At 40.0% G+C, this 15741-nt stretch carries 18 protein-coding genes and 1 riboswitch; of the genes, 5 read left to right on the forward strand and 13 right to left on the reverse strand.

Annotated elements, in window-relative coordinates; genetic code table 11:
• The first annotated feature begins 89 nt into the window (after window positions 1–89).
• Both BAA9072_RS13245 and BAA9072_RS13250 read left to right on the forward strand, forming a co-directional pair.
• The gene (locus BAA9072_RS13245) at window positions 90–377 is read left to right on the forward strand and encodes a hypothetical protein (protein ID WP_408015237.1); all 288 of its coding nucleotides are present in this window, start codon (window positions 90–92) and stop codon (window positions 375–377) included.
• Between the two features lie 205 nt (window positions 378–582).
• Window positions 583–1050: a YkyB family protein gene (locus tag BAA9072_RS13250; protein WP_201715171.1), complete on the forward strand. Its 468-nt coding sequence runs from the start codon at window positions 583–585 to the stop codon at window positions 1048–1050.
• Between the two features lie 79 nt (window positions 1051–1129).
• Here the strand turns inward: BAA9072_RS13250 and BAA9072_RS13255 are convergent, their stop codons facing one another.
• The gene (locus tag BAA9072_RS13255; RefSeq protein WP_201715172.1) at window positions 1130–2050 is read right to left on the reverse strand and encodes a chemotaxis protein; all 921 of its coding nucleotides are present in this window, start codon (window positions 2048–2050) and stop codon (window positions 1130–1132) included.
• 164 nt (window positions 2051–2214) lie between these two features.
• On the opposite strand from BAA9072_RS13255, the gene BAA9072_RS13260 reads away from it, so the two are divergent.
• Window positions 2215–2412, forward strand: a complete 198-nt coding sequence (locus tag BAA9072_RS13260; RefSeq protein ID WP_201715173.1) for a hypothetical protein — start codon at window positions 2215–2217, stop codon at window positions 2410–2412.
• A gap of 59 nt (window positions 2413–2471) precedes the next feature.
• Here BAA9072_RS13260 and queE read toward each other — a convergent pair whose 3' ends face one another.
• The 3 genes from queE to queC are packed head-to-tail and all read right to left on the reverse strand — an operon-like array spanning window position 2472 to window position 4287.
• Window positions 2472–3194, reverse strand: a complete 723-nt coding sequence (gene queE, locus BAA9072_RS13265; protein WP_201715174.1) for a 7-carboxy-7-deazaguanine synthase QueE — start codon at window positions 3192–3194, stop codon at window positions 2472–2474.
• Window positions 3191–3625: a 6-carboxytetrahydropterin synthase QueD gene (gene queD / locus BAA9072_RS13270; protein ID WP_201715175.1), complete on the reverse strand. Its 435-nt coding sequence runs from the start codon at window positions 3623–3625 to the stop codon at window positions 3191–3193. Before queD ends, queE begins: the two co-directional genes overlap by 4 nt.
• Entirely contained in the window at window positions 3622–4287 is a 666-nt protein-coding gene (gene queC, locus BAA9072_RS13275; RefSeq protein ID WP_201715176.1) for a 7-cyano-7-deazaguanine synthase QueC, read from the reverse strand. The genes queD and queC overlap by 4 nt, the downstream gene beginning before the upstream one ends.
• Before the next feature lie 124 nt (window positions 4288–4411).
• Window positions 4412–4456, reverse strand: a riboswitch (PreQ1 riboswitch).
• A gap of 166 nt (window positions 4457–4622) precedes the next feature.
• On the opposite strand from queC, the gene BAA9072_RS13280 reads away from it, so the two are divergent.
• Window positions 4623–5210 (forward strand): HD domain-containing protein, encoded by a 588-nt coding sequence (locus BAA9072_RS13280; protein WP_230980862.1) that lies wholly within the window; start codon window positions 4623–4625, stop codon window positions 5208–5210.
• A 53-nt stretch (window positions 5211–5263) separates the two neighbouring features.
• On the opposite strand, the gene corA is transcribed toward BAA9072_RS13280, so the two are convergent.
• The gene (gene corA, locus BAA9072_RS13285; protein ID WP_201715177.1) at window positions 5264–6259 is read right to left on the reverse strand and encodes a magnesium/cobalt transporter CorA; all 996 of its coding nucleotides are present in this window, start codon (window positions 6257–6259) and stop codon (window positions 5264–5266) included.
• Between the two features lie 133 nt (window positions 6260–6392).
• On the opposite strand from corA, the gene BAA9072_RS13290 reads away from it, so the two are divergent.
• Entirely contained in the window at window positions 6393–7544 is a 1152-nt protein-coding gene (locus tag BAA9072_RS13290) for an aminotransferase A (protein ID WP_201715178.1), read from the forward strand.
• A gap of 43 nt (window positions 7545–7587) precedes the next feature.
• On the opposite strand, the gene BAA9072_RS13295 is transcribed toward BAA9072_RS13290, so the two are convergent.
• The 8 genes from BAA9072_RS13295 to BAA9072_RS13330 form a co-directional block, all read right to left on the reverse strand.
• A complete protein-coding gene (locus tag BAA9072_RS13295; protein ID WP_201715179.1) occupies window positions 7588–7764 on the reverse strand; it encodes a hypothetical protein in 177 nt (58 codons plus the stop codon).
• 588 nt (window positions 7765–8352) lie between these two features.
• Window positions 8353–10074, reverse strand: coding sequence for a phosphoenolpyruvate--protein phosphotransferase (gene ptsP / locus BAA9072_RS13300; RefSeq protein WP_201715180.1), 1722 nt, complete (start codon window positions 10072–10074; stop codon window positions 8353–8355).
• Window positions 10074–10340 (reverse strand): phosphocarrier protein HPr, encoded by a 267-nt coding sequence (locus BAA9072_RS13305; protein WP_034756145.1) that lies wholly within the window; start codon window positions 10338–10340, stop codon window positions 10074–10076. The genes ptsP and BAA9072_RS13305 overlap by 1 nt, the downstream gene beginning before the upstream one ends.
• A gap of 319 nt (window positions 10341–10659) precedes the next feature.
• Window positions 10660–10917, reverse strand: coding sequence for a hypothetical protein (locus BAA9072_RS13310; RefSeq protein ID WP_201715181.1), 258 nt, complete (start codon window positions 10915–10917; stop codon window positions 10660–10662).
• 220 nt (window positions 10918–11137) lie between these two features.
• Entirely contained in the window at window positions 11138–12409 is a 1272-nt protein-coding gene (locus tag BAA9072_RS13315; protein WP_201715182.1) for a hypothetical protein, read from the reverse strand.
• Entirely contained in the window at window positions 12379–13572 is a 1194-nt protein-coding gene (locus tag BAA9072_RS13320; protein ID WP_201715183.1) for a DUF58 domain-containing protein, read from the reverse strand. Before BAA9072_RS13320 ends, BAA9072_RS13315 begins: the two co-directional genes overlap by 31 nt.
• Before the next feature lie 5 nt (window positions 13573–13577).
• The gene (locus tag BAA9072_RS13325; protein ID WP_201715184.1) at window positions 13578–14510 is read right to left on the reverse strand and encodes an AAA family ATPase; all 933 of its coding nucleotides are present in this window, start codon (window positions 14508–14510) and stop codon (window positions 13578–13580) included.
• Between the two features lie 354 nt (window positions 14511–14864).
• Window positions 14865–15611: an SDR family NAD(P)-dependent oxidoreductase gene (locus tag BAA9072_RS13330; RefSeq protein WP_201715185.1), complete on the reverse strand. Its 747-nt coding sequence runs from the start codon at window positions 15609–15611 to the stop codon at window positions 14865–14867.
• Window positions 15612–15741: the final 130 nt, after the last annotated feature.

Consider the following 15741-nt stretch of genomic DNA (forward strand, 5'->3'; position numbering starts at 1 on the left):
CCACTTCCTCTGCCTATTATATATGAGACAGGCGCACAGGTTGAACATGAACCATAGACTGAATATAGAGAGAGGAGGTTTTTACGTTTATGTACCAACACGCATATTACCCTTACCGAAGCTATCCAGCCTATAGAGGAGGCGAGCAGCGTTTCTTCCCATTCTTCGGATTACCATTCCTGGCCGGTGGCTTAGCGGGATTGGCCATCAGCCCTTTCCTATTCAATAGACCATGCTATGGCCCTGCATGCTATCCGCCTTATCCACCTTATGGAGGGTACCCTTATCCTGGATACCAGCAACCCTATGGTGTTAACAATTATCAATCATCACCGTATAACCTTACGGAGAATATTAATATATACCCCGGAAGATAATCAACAGGCTCGCCTAAAAATGTACCCATGCATTGTTTGGGTAGAGCCTTTATGACCTTTCCCCACAAGTACCTTTCCTTACCCGCTCCGAAATTTCATACTTCTTCCAAGCAACATCTTAATCAATAAACTCCCCTACTTTCCTTTCCAATCATAGGAAAAGGGTTTATAATAAAGATGAATACATTAGAAAGGAGCCAATAACTTGAGAAACACTAGTAAAACCACCCCTTCTTCCACATCCGTCACTACCCTCTCTCAAGCTATTTTCACTGTGAATCGCCATGCGAAAACAGCAGGTAACCCAAAATACTTATATTCATTAAAAAAGCGAGCCTTAATGAAAATGATTCGAGAAGGTAAGGCGAAAAAAGTTGGACTTCACTTCTCTAAAAACCCCAAAAATAGTCAACAGCAGTCAGATGTGTTGATAGATTGTGGAGAATATACTTTCCATCTCCCCCCTTTAAAGGAAGATTTCAAAGAGCTTCCACATCTGGGAACACTTGATCAAAGTTCAAGAAACCCAAAATGTAAAATGGGCTTGCAGCAGGCAAAAGGAATTTTGGAACAGTATACAGGAATGTCCGATCATACTGACGGAATACGAAAGTCGGGTAAAAATCAATATCAAAAGCCTGTATTTAAAAAGCTAGGCGACAGCTTCTTTTAATACCCAATGATTTTAGTACAGTAACGCATATATCCCCTAAAGGGTTTTGACAATGGTCAGAACCCTTTTTTTCAGAAATTCACAGTATGTACTTATCGATTTTTAAAATCAACTCTGCTATTTCAGGTTTGCTGATTTGATCTTCAGCCCCCACCACCTCGCCTTTGTGTTTTAAATCATTAGTGATAAGAGATGAAAAAATAATGACGGGCAGGTTTTTAAGCTTTGGATGGTTTTTGATTCTTTTGGTCAAATGATGCCCATCCATTTGTGGCATTTCAATATCCGTCAATACAAGATGTACGCTTTCTTTCAGATCTTTATTTCCCTCAACAAGGGTCTCTAAAAAATAAAATGCATCTGCTCCATTTTCAAAAAACTCCACGTCTTCATATCCAGCTTCTTTCAGGGTGTCATTCAAGAGCTTTCGTAGTAATGGTGAATCCTCTGCTGCAACAATTCTCTTATTCATTCTCTCCCTTTTGCCTAATTTCCTAACTTGTTCTACCCTGATCCCTGTTTCAGGGTTAATCTCGAGCATGATGCTCTCAAAATCCAATAGAAGGATCATCGATTCGTTCCGCTTGATCACCCCGATGATTCCCGACTGCACGCCAGAATACATTTCTGAAGGTTTTTCTATTTGGTTCCATGAGATGCGATGGATTTGAGTGACGTTATGAACATGAAATATGACTTTCTGTTGATTAAATTCAGCAACAATGTACTTGGACTTTGCTGTTTCCTCTTCTGCCACTCCCAGGACTCTTGCCATATCCACAACAGGGAGTACTTCTCCTCTCAATTGAACGATCCCCTTGACATGAGGGTGTGAATGGGGAATCGGTATGACCGTCGTCGGCTGAATGATCTCCTTAACTTTAATCACATTGATCCCAAATTTATTGTTTGCAACCTCGAATTCAACAATTTCAAGTTCATTTGTTCCACTTTCAAGAAGTATTCCATTTGATTGATTCAATTGTATTCGTCCTTCCATACATTATTCCGCTCCCTTCTTATATCGAACAATTTATGAACTTCTTTACAAGAGGCATGAAAAAAGTCGAGTTCCCTGTATTTGGCATTCGACTCTTCCCATTAAGGAAAACCCACTGACTAGAATCTCAATGCCAATACATACTAAGGAAAGGAGGTGTTGAAATGACAGATCGAAAAGATTTTGAAGGCAAAAGCAGGCAGGACTTCGATGAGATAAGCGATCACATTCTCCCTGCCCAGAATAATCTACCCTTGATCGCCATTGGAAAGAACTCAAATGGCACGGATGAACCCGATGAACTTGCTTATATAGAAGGGCATAAGAGCCGGAATCAAGAGAATGAGGGAACCAGCCCTTAGTAATATCCACGAAAATACAAAAAAGCGATTGAATATAATTACATCAATCGCTTTTCACCCTACACTCCCCGCTTATTCCCCCACACCAAAGTATGGAGTTGCGGAAGTACACGAACATTATTTAATTCTTCTCTTTCACACACTTTTCCAATGAGTGTTTCATAATCAAACAGTAAATCTGTAACCAACTTGGCTGTGTCCCCTTCTACCACGGAAGGGTTGCCAGTTTGGATATAAAAAGGGACATCAGGGTAACGATGATGTATATTTGTCGCATATTCTAGGTCCTTATCATCAAAAACAACCACTTTCAAACTGAATTGTGAGCGATTTTCCGATAAGCGATGAACAATATGATCAAGCTTCATAAAGTCGGTCTCCATCCTTGAACTTGGCGGTTTGGGGGAAATAGTCAGATCACTAATATCATAAAACCAATCCTGCCATCGACTTCCCTGAGTTTCAAGTGCTGATTCAATGCCATTTTCCTTCAATAGGTCAATTAGCTCCTTAAGGTTAGATAATAGAGCAGGGTTTCCGCCGGAAATCGTTACATGGGAGAATCGATTTCCTCCAATCTCCCTTAGCCTCTTCCACACTTCTTCAGCTGTCAAGAGCTCTATGTCATCTTTGGCTGATCCATCCCAAGTGAAGGCTGAATCACACCAGGCACAACTGTAATCACAGCCCGCGGTACGGACGAACATCGTTTTTTGACCAATGACCATCCCTTCCCCTTGAATGGTTGGACCGAAAACCTCTAAAACGGGTAACTTCTTCATGCTTGTCTCCCCTTCGGTCTGTAGATGACATAGCTTGTAGGTGTCTCCCTTAAGAACACTTGAAGACATCTTGGACGATGGGGAAGTGAGTCTAAATGGGATTGAATGATTTCCCACATTACTTTCGCGACCACTTCAGTTGTGGGAAATTCCCTATTACTTTCCGAAGAGAACAGCTCATCCTGATTGATCAACGTATGATCAAAACGTTTGTGGATCAGATTCTTTATATGTTGGAAATTAATCAGGAATCCAGAATCATCGAGCTGGTCTCCCCCAATCGTAATATTGGCGAAGTACGTGTGACCATGAACCTCCTGACAACTTCCTGCCTCTACATGCGGAATAAAATGCGCTGCTGCAAAATGCATATCTTTATTTAATTCAAATTCATAAGGATGGTCGGGAGCAGGATAAATTTGTTGAATCATAGCCCCTCTCCTCTCTTTCGGTCAATTACATACTCTTCCAATCCTTTTTGCCTAAGTTCACAAGCGGGACATTTTCCACACCCACTGCCTTTCAACCCGTTATAACAGGTAAGGGTATTCTCCTGGATATAATGAAAAGCCCCTAAATCGTCAGCCAATCCCCACGTTTGGGCCTTATTGATCCACATCAGGGGAGTATGAATGACAAATTGGTCATCCATGGAAAGGTTGAGGGAGACATTCAACGATTTCACGAAAATATCACGGCAGTCAGGATAACCGCTAAAGTCTGTTTCACATACACCTGTCACAATATGCTTCGCTCCGATTTGCTTTGCCAATATGCCTGCAAATGACAGGAATAATAAATTTCTTCCCGGAACAAAGGTGGACGGTAATTCGCCATCCTTATGGGTAATTTCTTCAGACGCTCTTGTAAGTGCACTTGGTGCCAGTTGATTTAATAAACTCATATCTAATACATGGTGGGCTACATTCAGATCCTCTGCAATCTCTTTTGCACAGTCAAGTTCTGCAACATGCCTCTGACCATAGTTAAATGTCACTGCTTCTACTTCTTTAAATGCTTTCTTTGCCCAAAATAAACACGTGGTACTATCTTGACCTCCGCTAAATACGACTAATGCTTTATCTGTGTTCATATAAGGTTCTCCTTTCTTTTCTACCGGCCCATTCGCCATGCAATGAAGAAAGAGATTCTTTAAAACTCTATAATATAGGCTCTCGATTGCCACTAACAAAAAATAACGACACCTAAGGATGTCGTTTTCCTTAGTTTTTTATAGAGGGTTGTGCTAGAACCTCTCGGGAACATCGCCCCAGTTCTTCTTCTTTTGTCCTCAACCAATATAACGTTTTTTCACGAAAAAATCCACTTTTTTAAAGCAATTTTACTTGATTGTTTCCCGAAACAGTTGCACGTTTTTTAAAATCTCCTCATAATGAAAATGGAAATACAATGATTGGGGGTTATTTCATGTTACATGATATGATGAAATTCATTAAAGAAGTGGACAAATTAAAAGCCATCAATCGTCGGACGTACGTGAGTGACGGAAGCCGAAGAGAAAATAGCGGGGAGCATTCATGGCATGTAAGTGTGATGGCCATGACCTTATTTGAAGTATACGAAAGAAAGCAGGATACAGACCTTTTCACTTCCATCCGGATGCTGCTTCTGCATGATATTGTGGAGATAGATGCAGGTGATACTTATGCCTTTGATGCAAAGGGATATGAAGACAAGAGGGAGCGGGAAGGGCTTGCAGCGGATCGAATCTTTGGGATGCTGCCTGAAAGAGCAAGAGACGAGTTCAGAGCTCTTTGGGAAGAATTTGAAGAAGGAAAGACCAATGAGGCTATTTATGCGTCCATAATCGACCACATTCACCCCCTTCTCCTGAATGTCTCTACAGAAGGAAAATCATGGTTGGAGCATCAGATTTTCTCGCACCAGGTACTAAACCGCAATGCGTGGATGAAAGATATCTCCCCGCAAATTTACGCCCTGGTAAAGGAATGGGTGGGGACAGGCGTGAAAAGAGGATGGCTTAAGGAAGATTAGCCTCCATGATTTAGCAGGTATTCCATATACGAAACACCCGCTTAAAGAACATCTTATTTTAAACGAAGGAGCCTTCTCCGCTTCCTTCGTTTTTTCGTGCTGAAGCGAAGCCAGCCAATTTTCATAAAGAAACTGAACATGATCAATGCGATTAGGCCCATAATCCCAAGAACGATAAAATATCCTCTCCGCTCATCTAGTTCTGGCATGTAGACAAAGTTCATTCCATATAAGCCTGCAATAAAAGTAAGGGGCATGAAAATGGTCGTGATGACGGTCAAGGTCATCATAATGTTATTCATTTTGTCTGAATTTATTGATAGGTAGTTATCACGTATATCGGAAGAAAATTCACGATAAGACTCCAGCATTTCCACCAGCTTTATCAGATGATCATACACATCATTGAAGTATAGCTGTTCTTCTTTCAGCGTATCTAATCTTCCTGAGTTACTGATCCGGTACAACAGGTCCCTCATTGGCACAAGTGTTCGCCTGAGTTTTGACATATCATGTCGAATATCGAATAATTCATCCATCAGGTCACTGTCTGCACCTTCATTCGTTCTATCTTCAATTGTATTCAGGCGATCTTCAATCTTATAAATGAGAGGGAAATATTCATCCACTAAGCGGTCCACGATTCCATGCATGATTTTAAATGGACTGAGTTGTCCCCCTTCCTCTATCACTCTCTCCCATAGTTGATTTAATTCCTTAACTGACTCCTTATGGAAAGTAACAATGAATCTCGAGTTCACGAACATATTCACCTCATGGGATTCAAGGTTCTTCTGGTTTATTCCATGTAAGAGGACAAATATGTACTGATCATAAAAATCGAGTTTAGGACGCTGACTGAAGTCGTCCAAGCAATCCTCAATCGCAAGAGGGTGAAACCGAAAATACAACTTAAGTAACCGGATATCTTTGCTGGTAGGTTCTGAAAAATCCACCCAATACCATTTTACGTCTTTTTCTTTTATTCTGGATAAAGGTACATCGCTTTGAATATCCCCATTTTCCTTTATTATGCTTGTTCGTATCATAAGGCTCTCCCTATCCGACTAATTTCATTTTTTATCATTTCCCTTTTTCTCCTTCATTCAAACAAAATCTCTACGTAAAAGGTTAAATTAGTGTTAAAATATGAATCAAAATTATATAAAGTAGGTGTACATATTGGAACAGCATATAAATCCCCTGGTAAGGGACATTCAAATTTCAGGCATTCGTAAATTTTTCAACATGGTGTCTGATATCGAAGGCATGATCTCCCTAACAATCGGTCAGCCTGATTTCCCCACCCCTCAACATATTAAAGACGCTGGAAAAGCAGCTATTGATGATAATTTCACTTCTTACACCCATAATGCAGGTTTTCTCCAATTGCGTGAAGCCGCAGCGGCATTCGTGAAAGAGAAATACCATATACGTTATGACCCTCATGCAGAAGTCATCGTCACAAATGGAGCTTCCCAGGGAATCGATGTGGTTCTTCGCACAATATTATGCCAGGGAGACGACTGTCTCCTCCCCGGACCCGTATACCCGGGATACGAACCAATCATAAAATTATGCGGAGCAAATCCTGTCCATATTGATATCACCCAAAATGACTTCAAATTAGATGCGGCTCTTATTGAAAGCAGCTTAACCCCTTCAACCAAATGCATTATCCTCCCCTACCCCTCCAATCCGACAGGGGTTAGCCTATCAAAGGGAGAACTAAAAGAGATAGCGGATTTACTTAAGAACCGTGACATCTTTGTATTGGCTGATGAGATTTATAGTGAACTCACATTTGATGGGCAACATCACTCCATAGCTGAATATTTAAGAGAAAAAACGATAGTCGTCAACGGCTTATCAAAATCACATAGTATGACAGGATGGAGGATTGGCCTTATCTTTGCCCCGGAAGCCATTTCAAAGCATCTTTTAAAGGTACACCAATACAACGTATCCTGTGCTTCCTCCATCTCTCAAAAGGCTGCATATGAAGCTCTGACAGATGGAAAGGACGATGCATTGGAGATGAAGTATGACTATAAGAAACGAAGGGACTACGTTTACGACCGACTCATTGCTATGGGCTTTGAGAAAGTTGTCAAACCCGACGGTGCCTTTTACTTTTTCGTGAAAATACCTGATTCATTATCATTAACCTCTTTTGACTTTTCCCTTGCCCTGGCTCAGGAAAAGAAGGTCGCAGTCGTTCCGGGAGACGCTTTTTCCCCGCTCGGCGAGGGGTTCTTCCGCCTATCATTCGCATGCTCCATGCATCAACTGACAGAAGGCCTCAACCGTCTTCAATCCTTCATCCAGACCTAATGAGAGGGACGGACCTTTTTTATAGGTCCGTCCCTCTCCATCATTACCCTTTATACTCACCGTTGTTTTTAGATATTTTTTCTTTTTTCGCTTTGTCTTTGTGTATTTTATTTGTTGCCGCACTTCCTATTTCATGGGCAAATTCAGCGTTGATTTTTGATGAATCAAAGCCTTTTTTATTTTTTTGTTGTGGATCATTCTTTTTTGTTCTTTTCGCCATTTTTTGATGCACCCCTTTTTGTTCTGCTTATCCTATGAATGATAAGCACACGGTTATTATTCATCTACATCTGGTGTGCTATTCATCGGCAAAATAAAGAGACAAAAAAAAAGAACCAACACAGCTAACTGAGTCAGTTCAAAAAAAAGGAAAAGGGGGTGTTAGTGAGAAATTAATCTCCAATTTCATGCTTAGTTATAGAATACCCGCTTTTCCAAATCATAAACCACCATTCTATCTTTTTTATAAAAGAAATAATAAGATCACTTTGAAAATCAACATTTTATGAATTTAACGCTGCGTTTACAAAAAAAGTTATTTTAGTAAAACACTTTAAAAAAGCGCTTTCATAAAGTATAATGAACAAGTGAATTCCCGGAAACAAGGTTCTGCCTTTTTCAATATCATGAAAACAACCTGGATTATTATATCTTGATAAGTAAGTACTCCCTCTATAAATAAAGAAGGATTGAAAGAACTATACGTTCCTTCAATCCACAAGTAAGGGGGAAATGAGAATAAATAGGCCTAAATGGTGTGCCTATATTTCCCATATATACCCTCAAATTCACTATAAAAAACCTAAATTCATTCCATTGTTGTTGCTTTTTTCACGGCAGAAATGACCGCATCATTGGTGTCTAATTGAAGGGCTTGTTCTGCAAGTTCTTTCATTTCAGTACGGTTTAACTGACGAATTTGAGAACGTGCACGTAAAATGGAAGTGGCACTCATTGAGAACTCATCCAAACCTAATCCAAGTAGGATCGGTACGGCAATCTCATCTCCAGCCATTTCCCCACACATACCTGCCCATTTGCCTTCTTTATGTGCCGCGTCAATGACCATCTTCACAAGACGTAAAATGGCAGGATTATACGGTTGATATAAATATGAAACGCGCTCGTTCATGCGGTCCGCAGCCATTGTGTATTGAATTAAATCATTGGTTCCAATCGAGAAGAAATCAACTTCCTTGGCAAACATATCCGCCATGACAGCAGTAGAGGGAATTTCCACCATGATTCCCACTTCAATATGATCGGCTACGTTTGTCCCATTCTCAAGAAGAGCTTTTCTTTCTTCTTCAAGGATAGCTTTCGCTTCTCTGAACTCTTGAAGATTTGAAATCATCGGGAACATGATTTTCAGATTCCCAAAAGGACTTGCCTTTAATAGGGCTCTGAGCTGAGTACGGAAGATATCCTGTTCATCTAAACATAGACGGATTGCACGATACCCTAGGAACGGGTTCATTTCTTTAGGCAGATTTAAGTAAGGAAGCTCTTTATCCCCACCGATGTCAAGAGTACGAACCACGACAGGTTTCCCTTCCATACCTTCCAAAACAGCCTTATAAGCTTCGTATTGCTCGTCTTCAGACGGTAATTCATCACGACCCATATATAGGAATTCTGTACGATACAGACCTACACCTTCTCCGCCGTAATTAATCACCCCTTCAAGATCCTTCGGTGTCCCTATATTGGCAGCAAGCTCAACATGCTCCCCATCCTTGGATACCGTTGGTTCGTTCACAAGTTTGGCCCACTCAGCTTTTTGATCTTCATAACGGGCATGCTCTTTTTTATATTCTTCGATGACTTCCGGAGTCGGATTAATATGTACTTCTCCATTTAATCCGTCCACGATGATCATATCACCATTTTCAACAGAGGAAGTAATGGACTTCGTCCCCACTACAGCCGGAATCTCCATGGAACGGGCCATAATGGCAGAGTGAGATGTTCTTCCACCAATGTCTGTTGTAAATCCTTTAACGAATTCACGGTTTAATTGTGCCGTGTCGGAAGGAGTTAAATCCTCTGCAATCACGATCACTTCTTCTGATACCATGCTTGGGTTGGCAATCTGTACGCCCAGAAGGTGTGAAAGGACGCGTTTTGTCACGTCACGGATATCAGCTGCACGTTCTTTCATGTATTCATTGTCCATGGATTCAAACATGGATACGAACATATCCGCCGTTTCTTTAAGGGCGAATTCTGCGTTTACATTTTCTGATTTGACTTTGTCTTCAATCGGTGTCAGTAGTTCCGGGTCGCTTAAGACAAGAAGATGTGCTTCAAAGATTTGAGCTTTATCTTCCCCTAAATCAACTTTAGCTTTATCACGGATCGCTTCAAGCTCTGTTTTAGACGTTGAAATAGCTTCCTGGAAGCGTGAAACTTCCTGCTCAGCATTGTCTACGTTTTTCTTCTCAAAGCTCAAGTCAGGTTCGACTAAGCGATACGCTTTCGCTATGGCAATACCATTTGATGCCGCAATTCCTTTTAACAGACTGGACATTACTCAGCTAAACCTTCTTTGTTCAACGTTTCTTGCAAGCTGTTTAACGCTTCTTCTTCGTCACTACCTTCAGTAATGATTGTGATTTCTGCACCTTTACCAACACCCAAAGACATAACACCCATGATTGATTTCAAGTTTACTTTCTTTTCTTTGTATTCTAGATGTACATCGCTGTCGAATTTGCTTGCCGTTTGAACTAGTAGAGTTGCCGGACGAGCGTGAATTCCTGTTTCAGCTGTAACTGTAAATGTTTTTTGTGCCATGAAAATCGACTCCTTCAAATATCTTGTTTTTAGTTGCTTCATAAAAGTAATGGATTATGATGAAAACGTCAACTACTTCTAGTGATTAATCCATTGTTCCTATAAAGCTGTTCAATAAAAAAGAATAGCATGCAATGAAGATATACACAATTGTAAAGCTTGATTTTTTTAGTATTTCATAAATTTGCCACTGTTATGAACCTAATTATGTAAAATTTGATGATTTACTGTCAATGACAAATAAAAAACCGACCTTTTTCAAACTCCATTTCTATCTGAGATGGAGTTTTTAGTATGAGTCAGTTTTTTCATTGTCATACTATTCTTTTTCTACCGTTTGTGGCTTCATGAGGTTATAGCCGATCTTTGCCTTTATAACCGTTCCTTTCAGGATCATTTCGTGATCTTCAGAAGTGTTTGTGTATACATTCACCAGATCACAGATACATCGGGAGAATAACTCTGACAGCTGCTTTAATTCTTGAACACTATGTTTCCCATCATCTTTCATCAGTTCTTCCATTACATCGATGGCTAGGCTTTTGACCCGCAGCGCCTGCTCTATTTCGTATTTCATATTGAATCCTTCCTTTCCTATCATTCTTTCTCTAGCATATGCTGAAGAAACTAGATTAGAACGGAAAAGGCTTATAATATTCAGTTTGTATTTTGTAAATAATTGCTTTAGTTCCAATAAAATAAAAATGCTCACCTCTTAATTATTTATACCATTGGAGGAAAAAATTAAAGAAGTCAATGCTAGAGAAAACGTGCCTCTCTTTTCTGTTTATCTTCTACTATTGGTCTATCCTATTTTTCAATTCAGCAATGTGGAGCTCTATTCGCCTGGTAAAGTATTCGACTTCTTCCAGACTTGGATCTTTCATTCCGTACCTAACCCTTTCATAAAGTACAAAAAAATGCTCTTCTTCAAAAATGTTCATTCTCATAAACCATGTACGAACATTTTCATTAAAGTTTCTTCCCGTATTAGCCAGGGAGGCTTCTCTTTCCAAATTCTTCATTTTCTTACGGATGGTGTTACTTGCATCTGAATATGCAGCTATATTGTGTTGTTTCCCCTCCTCTTTATAATCGGATTTAAACGTAGTCAATAGGGGGGACGAACCTTCCTCATCACTTGTATCAAGAGTGACCCTTCTCTTTTTCAACACATACATAATGAAAATCAAAAGGAAGATTCCAATTAAAACCCACTTTATCCATGGCATTGATATTCCTTCATAAAATGCATTTTGCTGGGCTGATTCTATATCTGCCGTTTCCAGTTTCAGTCCCACCCCTTCCAATGTATCTCTCGAAATGAGACTCATGATCCAATCCCTTATTCTGAGCAATAGATTAAAAACCGGATCTGCCAAAAATGAAATCGCCCAAAAGAATTTTTGAACACCCCAATAGAAGCCTGTCCTTAAGAAAGGAATGAAAAAAACCAATAAACCACCGCCGATGATTACAACCAGTAGGATGGCAAACGGCCTTAAAAATTGTCTATATATTTTAGATTCTGAATCAGCCTGGTTCATCATTCTTTGAACCGCTGTTCCGATTGTAATAAAAACCACCAACATAAAGAGCAGGCAATAGATAATTGTCGCATTCCCCAAATCATTCCTGGATCCGAATAGTAAAGATACGATAGAGACTAAAATGAATGCAAGTACCGCTCCACTATTAATATCAATGTCACTATCCTCACTTTGAAAATGGGAAACAAATCGCCAATGGAGAAATAACAATAATAGAGATAAAAGCCACCAAGATGCTGAGAAGGTGTAGATTCCTAATACAAGCATCACGAACAAAAGAGCGTATAAAATGAATTGATTCACACGTTTCCATCTTACAAATATAATAATGCAAGAAAAAAAACAAATCGTTACCAGACTGACAATAGGCAAGTAACTCACCAGGAATTTTTCTCTTGGTACGAAAAAAGTTACAGCTAATAGAGAGAATAATAAGTCTACCCCCAGCAACACTACCAGCTTTACGATGAGCTTATTAAAATGTTTTGTTAAGAAGGAATTTTCAATGTATGATTCCATATTGTCACGACTCCTTGCTCTTCATCTGAGTTCAACATGAAGATTTCCGGTTCTTTAATGGAGATCTTCACCAATCTATCTCTTTCCCTGGCCTCCATTGCTCCTGCCACAATAAAGACAGACGGAACTAGCTGTCTCATATGTAGGTGTTGTAACACGATATGAAAAGGAATAGTAAACTCATCCGTCGATAAAGTTGCTAATAGTTCCAGTCCTTTTTGCTGATGCTTTCTTCCTGTACCTGCAGGTAAATAATAGAAGGGCGTGATTCCCAGACTCCTTGCATTTAACACCAGTGAAAACGAAATATTTTGCTCTACAGCGAGATGCATTAAGAAAGCTGTATGTTTGATGATGGACTCAAGCTGACCGGTTATAGAATAACGGTCCGAAAGATTAATAGCAATCATCCATTCCTTCTTTATAGATGGAGCATATACCTTTGTTTGCAATTGACCGGTCCTTACTGATGCCTTCCAATGAATATCTTGAAAACGATCGCCGGAAACATATTCTCTTGTACCAATTGGTTGAAAAACATCGAAGAATAGAGAGTGAGGTGAAGATAATTCACCATTTCGATTCGAGTCCCTATTTTTCAGAAGTTTTACTGGAGAAGAAGAAGGAAAAACAATCATTGTCGATGAGACAGGTTCTTGTAAATTCATGATCACCTTGCCGCTTCCAAACAGATGGGGAATGACCAGTTGTACCCTTGTTAAACGACAAAGCCCTCTTCTGCTGCCTTTAATCGGCAATCGGACCCTCCCTTTTTCTCCTTTTTTAATGGAGAAGGGGACAGTCACTTCAATCATGTTGCCATGATATGATTCATAATGATGAGAAATAGGCTCAACAATATCTTTAAAAGATAGTTTCAGAGAGGCTCCCCAAACCGGCAGACCACGATTATTAACATGGAAATCCAAGTATCCCTGCTCATTACAATGTAGCTTCACACGTGTAGGGTTATTTTCCACCTCGATCCCAATCCCTATTTTCTCCAAATACCACTTATGAGCCCTAAAATATAAGAAGCAGAAGAGAAAAATGACTAGTCCGATATAAGATTGAAAGATAAAGCAGGCTCCTCCAGCAAAAATGAGAAGAATTTCACTCAGAGAATTATATGGATCTTCTATGATTTCACGTTCCCATTCCACATCCACTACCTCATTTCAACCGGAAGATTGACCATTTCTACTATTTGCTTCGTTACTTCTTCATTCGTCTTGGTTAAAGAAGCTTCTGCAGTTAATTGGACTCTATGTTGCAACACATAGGGAGCTACTTCCATCACATCTTCAGGACGAACAAAATCTCTCCCTTCGATAAAAGCTTGCCCCTGACATGCTTTTAACAATGCCAAGCTGGCTCTTGGACTGGCACCAGTCTCTATCCATTCGTGCTCCCGTGTCCCCCTGGTCATCTGTAAAATATAAGCCTCTATATCTGAGTCAACATGCACATGTTTTACCATATTCGTCATCTCCAGAATTTCAGATAGTGACACCACTTTTTTGACTTCATTGAGAGGCTGATTCGTTTTAAAACGGGTTAAAATCATTCTTTCTTCTTCAAAATCAGGATATGTAAACGGAATCTTCAATAAAAAGCGGTCCAGCTGAGCAGCTGGAAGAGGAAATGTTCCTTGCTGGGATTCAATAGGGTTCTGAGTCGCCACCACGATAAAGGGTGGCTCTAATGGGACGGTTTCTCCATCAATTGTGATTTGCTTTTCTTCCATCACTTCCAGTAAACTCGCCTGCGTTCTCGGTGTGGCTCTGTTTATTTCATCGGCGAGTAGGACGTTCGTAACCACGGGTCCTGTTCTTAATTCGAATTCTTGTGTTTTGGGATTAAAGAACTGTATACCTGTCACATCACTCGGCAACACGTCAGGAGTGAATTGAATTCTTTTGAATGTGCCATCAATACAATGACTGAATGTTTTTGCGAGTAAAGTCTTACCTGTACCGGGCACACTCTCCAATAGGACATGTCCTTCCTGAAGCAAGGCAATCAACAACAGGTCGATCTCTTTGTCCTTACCCACTAACACTTTATTCATTTCTCTCTTAATTGAATCCAATTGATTCATCCTTTTTCCCCCTCGTTTACGTTCAATACTATTGATTTAATTTTCTAACAATACTATATATCACATTTTATCATAAGACTTTGTTAAATTATCCCTTTTTTATAAAAAAAGACCACTCCACCGTTTCGGTGTGTGATCTACTCTATTTCTACCTTGAAAGAATATTTACAAACTCTTATCAAAGATCCCGAACTCATTCCACATCACTCCCATATTATGAAAATAAAAGAGAATAGGAGTGAAAAGTAGCATGATTGTCAGCGTACTATTTGTTCTATTCATCGGCCTCATCAATATTGTCGTATTAAGAAAGGGATAGGACCATTGAACCGCAAAACCCTGATACTCGATTCATTAATGCTTATAAATCATTTTCCGCGTCATCCCACCATCAACAACGAGATTTTCTCCCGTTATAAAATCATTATCGGGATGGGTAAGAAATAAGCAAGCTCTCGCAATGTCATCCGGTTTCCCCACCCTGCCTGAAGGATGCTGATCATGGTCAATTTTTCTTAATGCATCATAATCTTCTGTTTGAATCCAACCGGGGCTGATGGAATTGACGCGAATCTTCGCTTCACTCAGAGTTATGGCCAGTGAATGGGTAAGACTTACAATGCCGCCTTTCGTAGCTGAGTAGGCTTCTGTGTCCGGTTCAGACATAGAAGCCCTTGTGGAAGCCATGTTAATAATACATCCTCCACGATCCCTCATTAATAAGGCTGCTTCCCGGCTGCAATAAAATACACTGCTTAAGTTTGATGATAATATGTTGTTCCAGTCATCAGGTTCCATCTCCCAAAAGGACATGAACCTGGATACTCCGGCGTTATTAATCAGAACATCCATACCACCATAATCTTCTTTAATTTTATTGAAAACGACTTTTACCTCTGCTGGCACTCCAACGTTCACTTCATGGAATACGGTTGTATATCCTTCCGCATTAAGCCTTTGGGAATGTTCTCTTCCCTTTTCGCCGTCCGTATCCATGAATTCTACAATACTACCCTGTTTAGCATATTCTTCTACGAGAGTTTTCCCAATTCCATTGGCTCCCCCTGTGATACATACAACATGATCCTTCACTCTCCCCATCTCCCTTCATTTTTTTATCAATTGCTTCTATAAAAGGATACCCCTTGCCATAGCTATTCAATCTCCTTTAATGAAATAGAAAAGGGTTAACCCTTTTCTATTTCTCTCTTAGAAAAGAGAAGAAATTCAA

Source organism: Rossellomorea arthrocnemi (assembly GCF_904424705.1).
GTDB classification, from domain to species: Bacteria; Bacillota; Bacilli; order Bacillales; family Bacillaceae_B; genus Rossellomorea; species Rossellomorea arthrocnemi.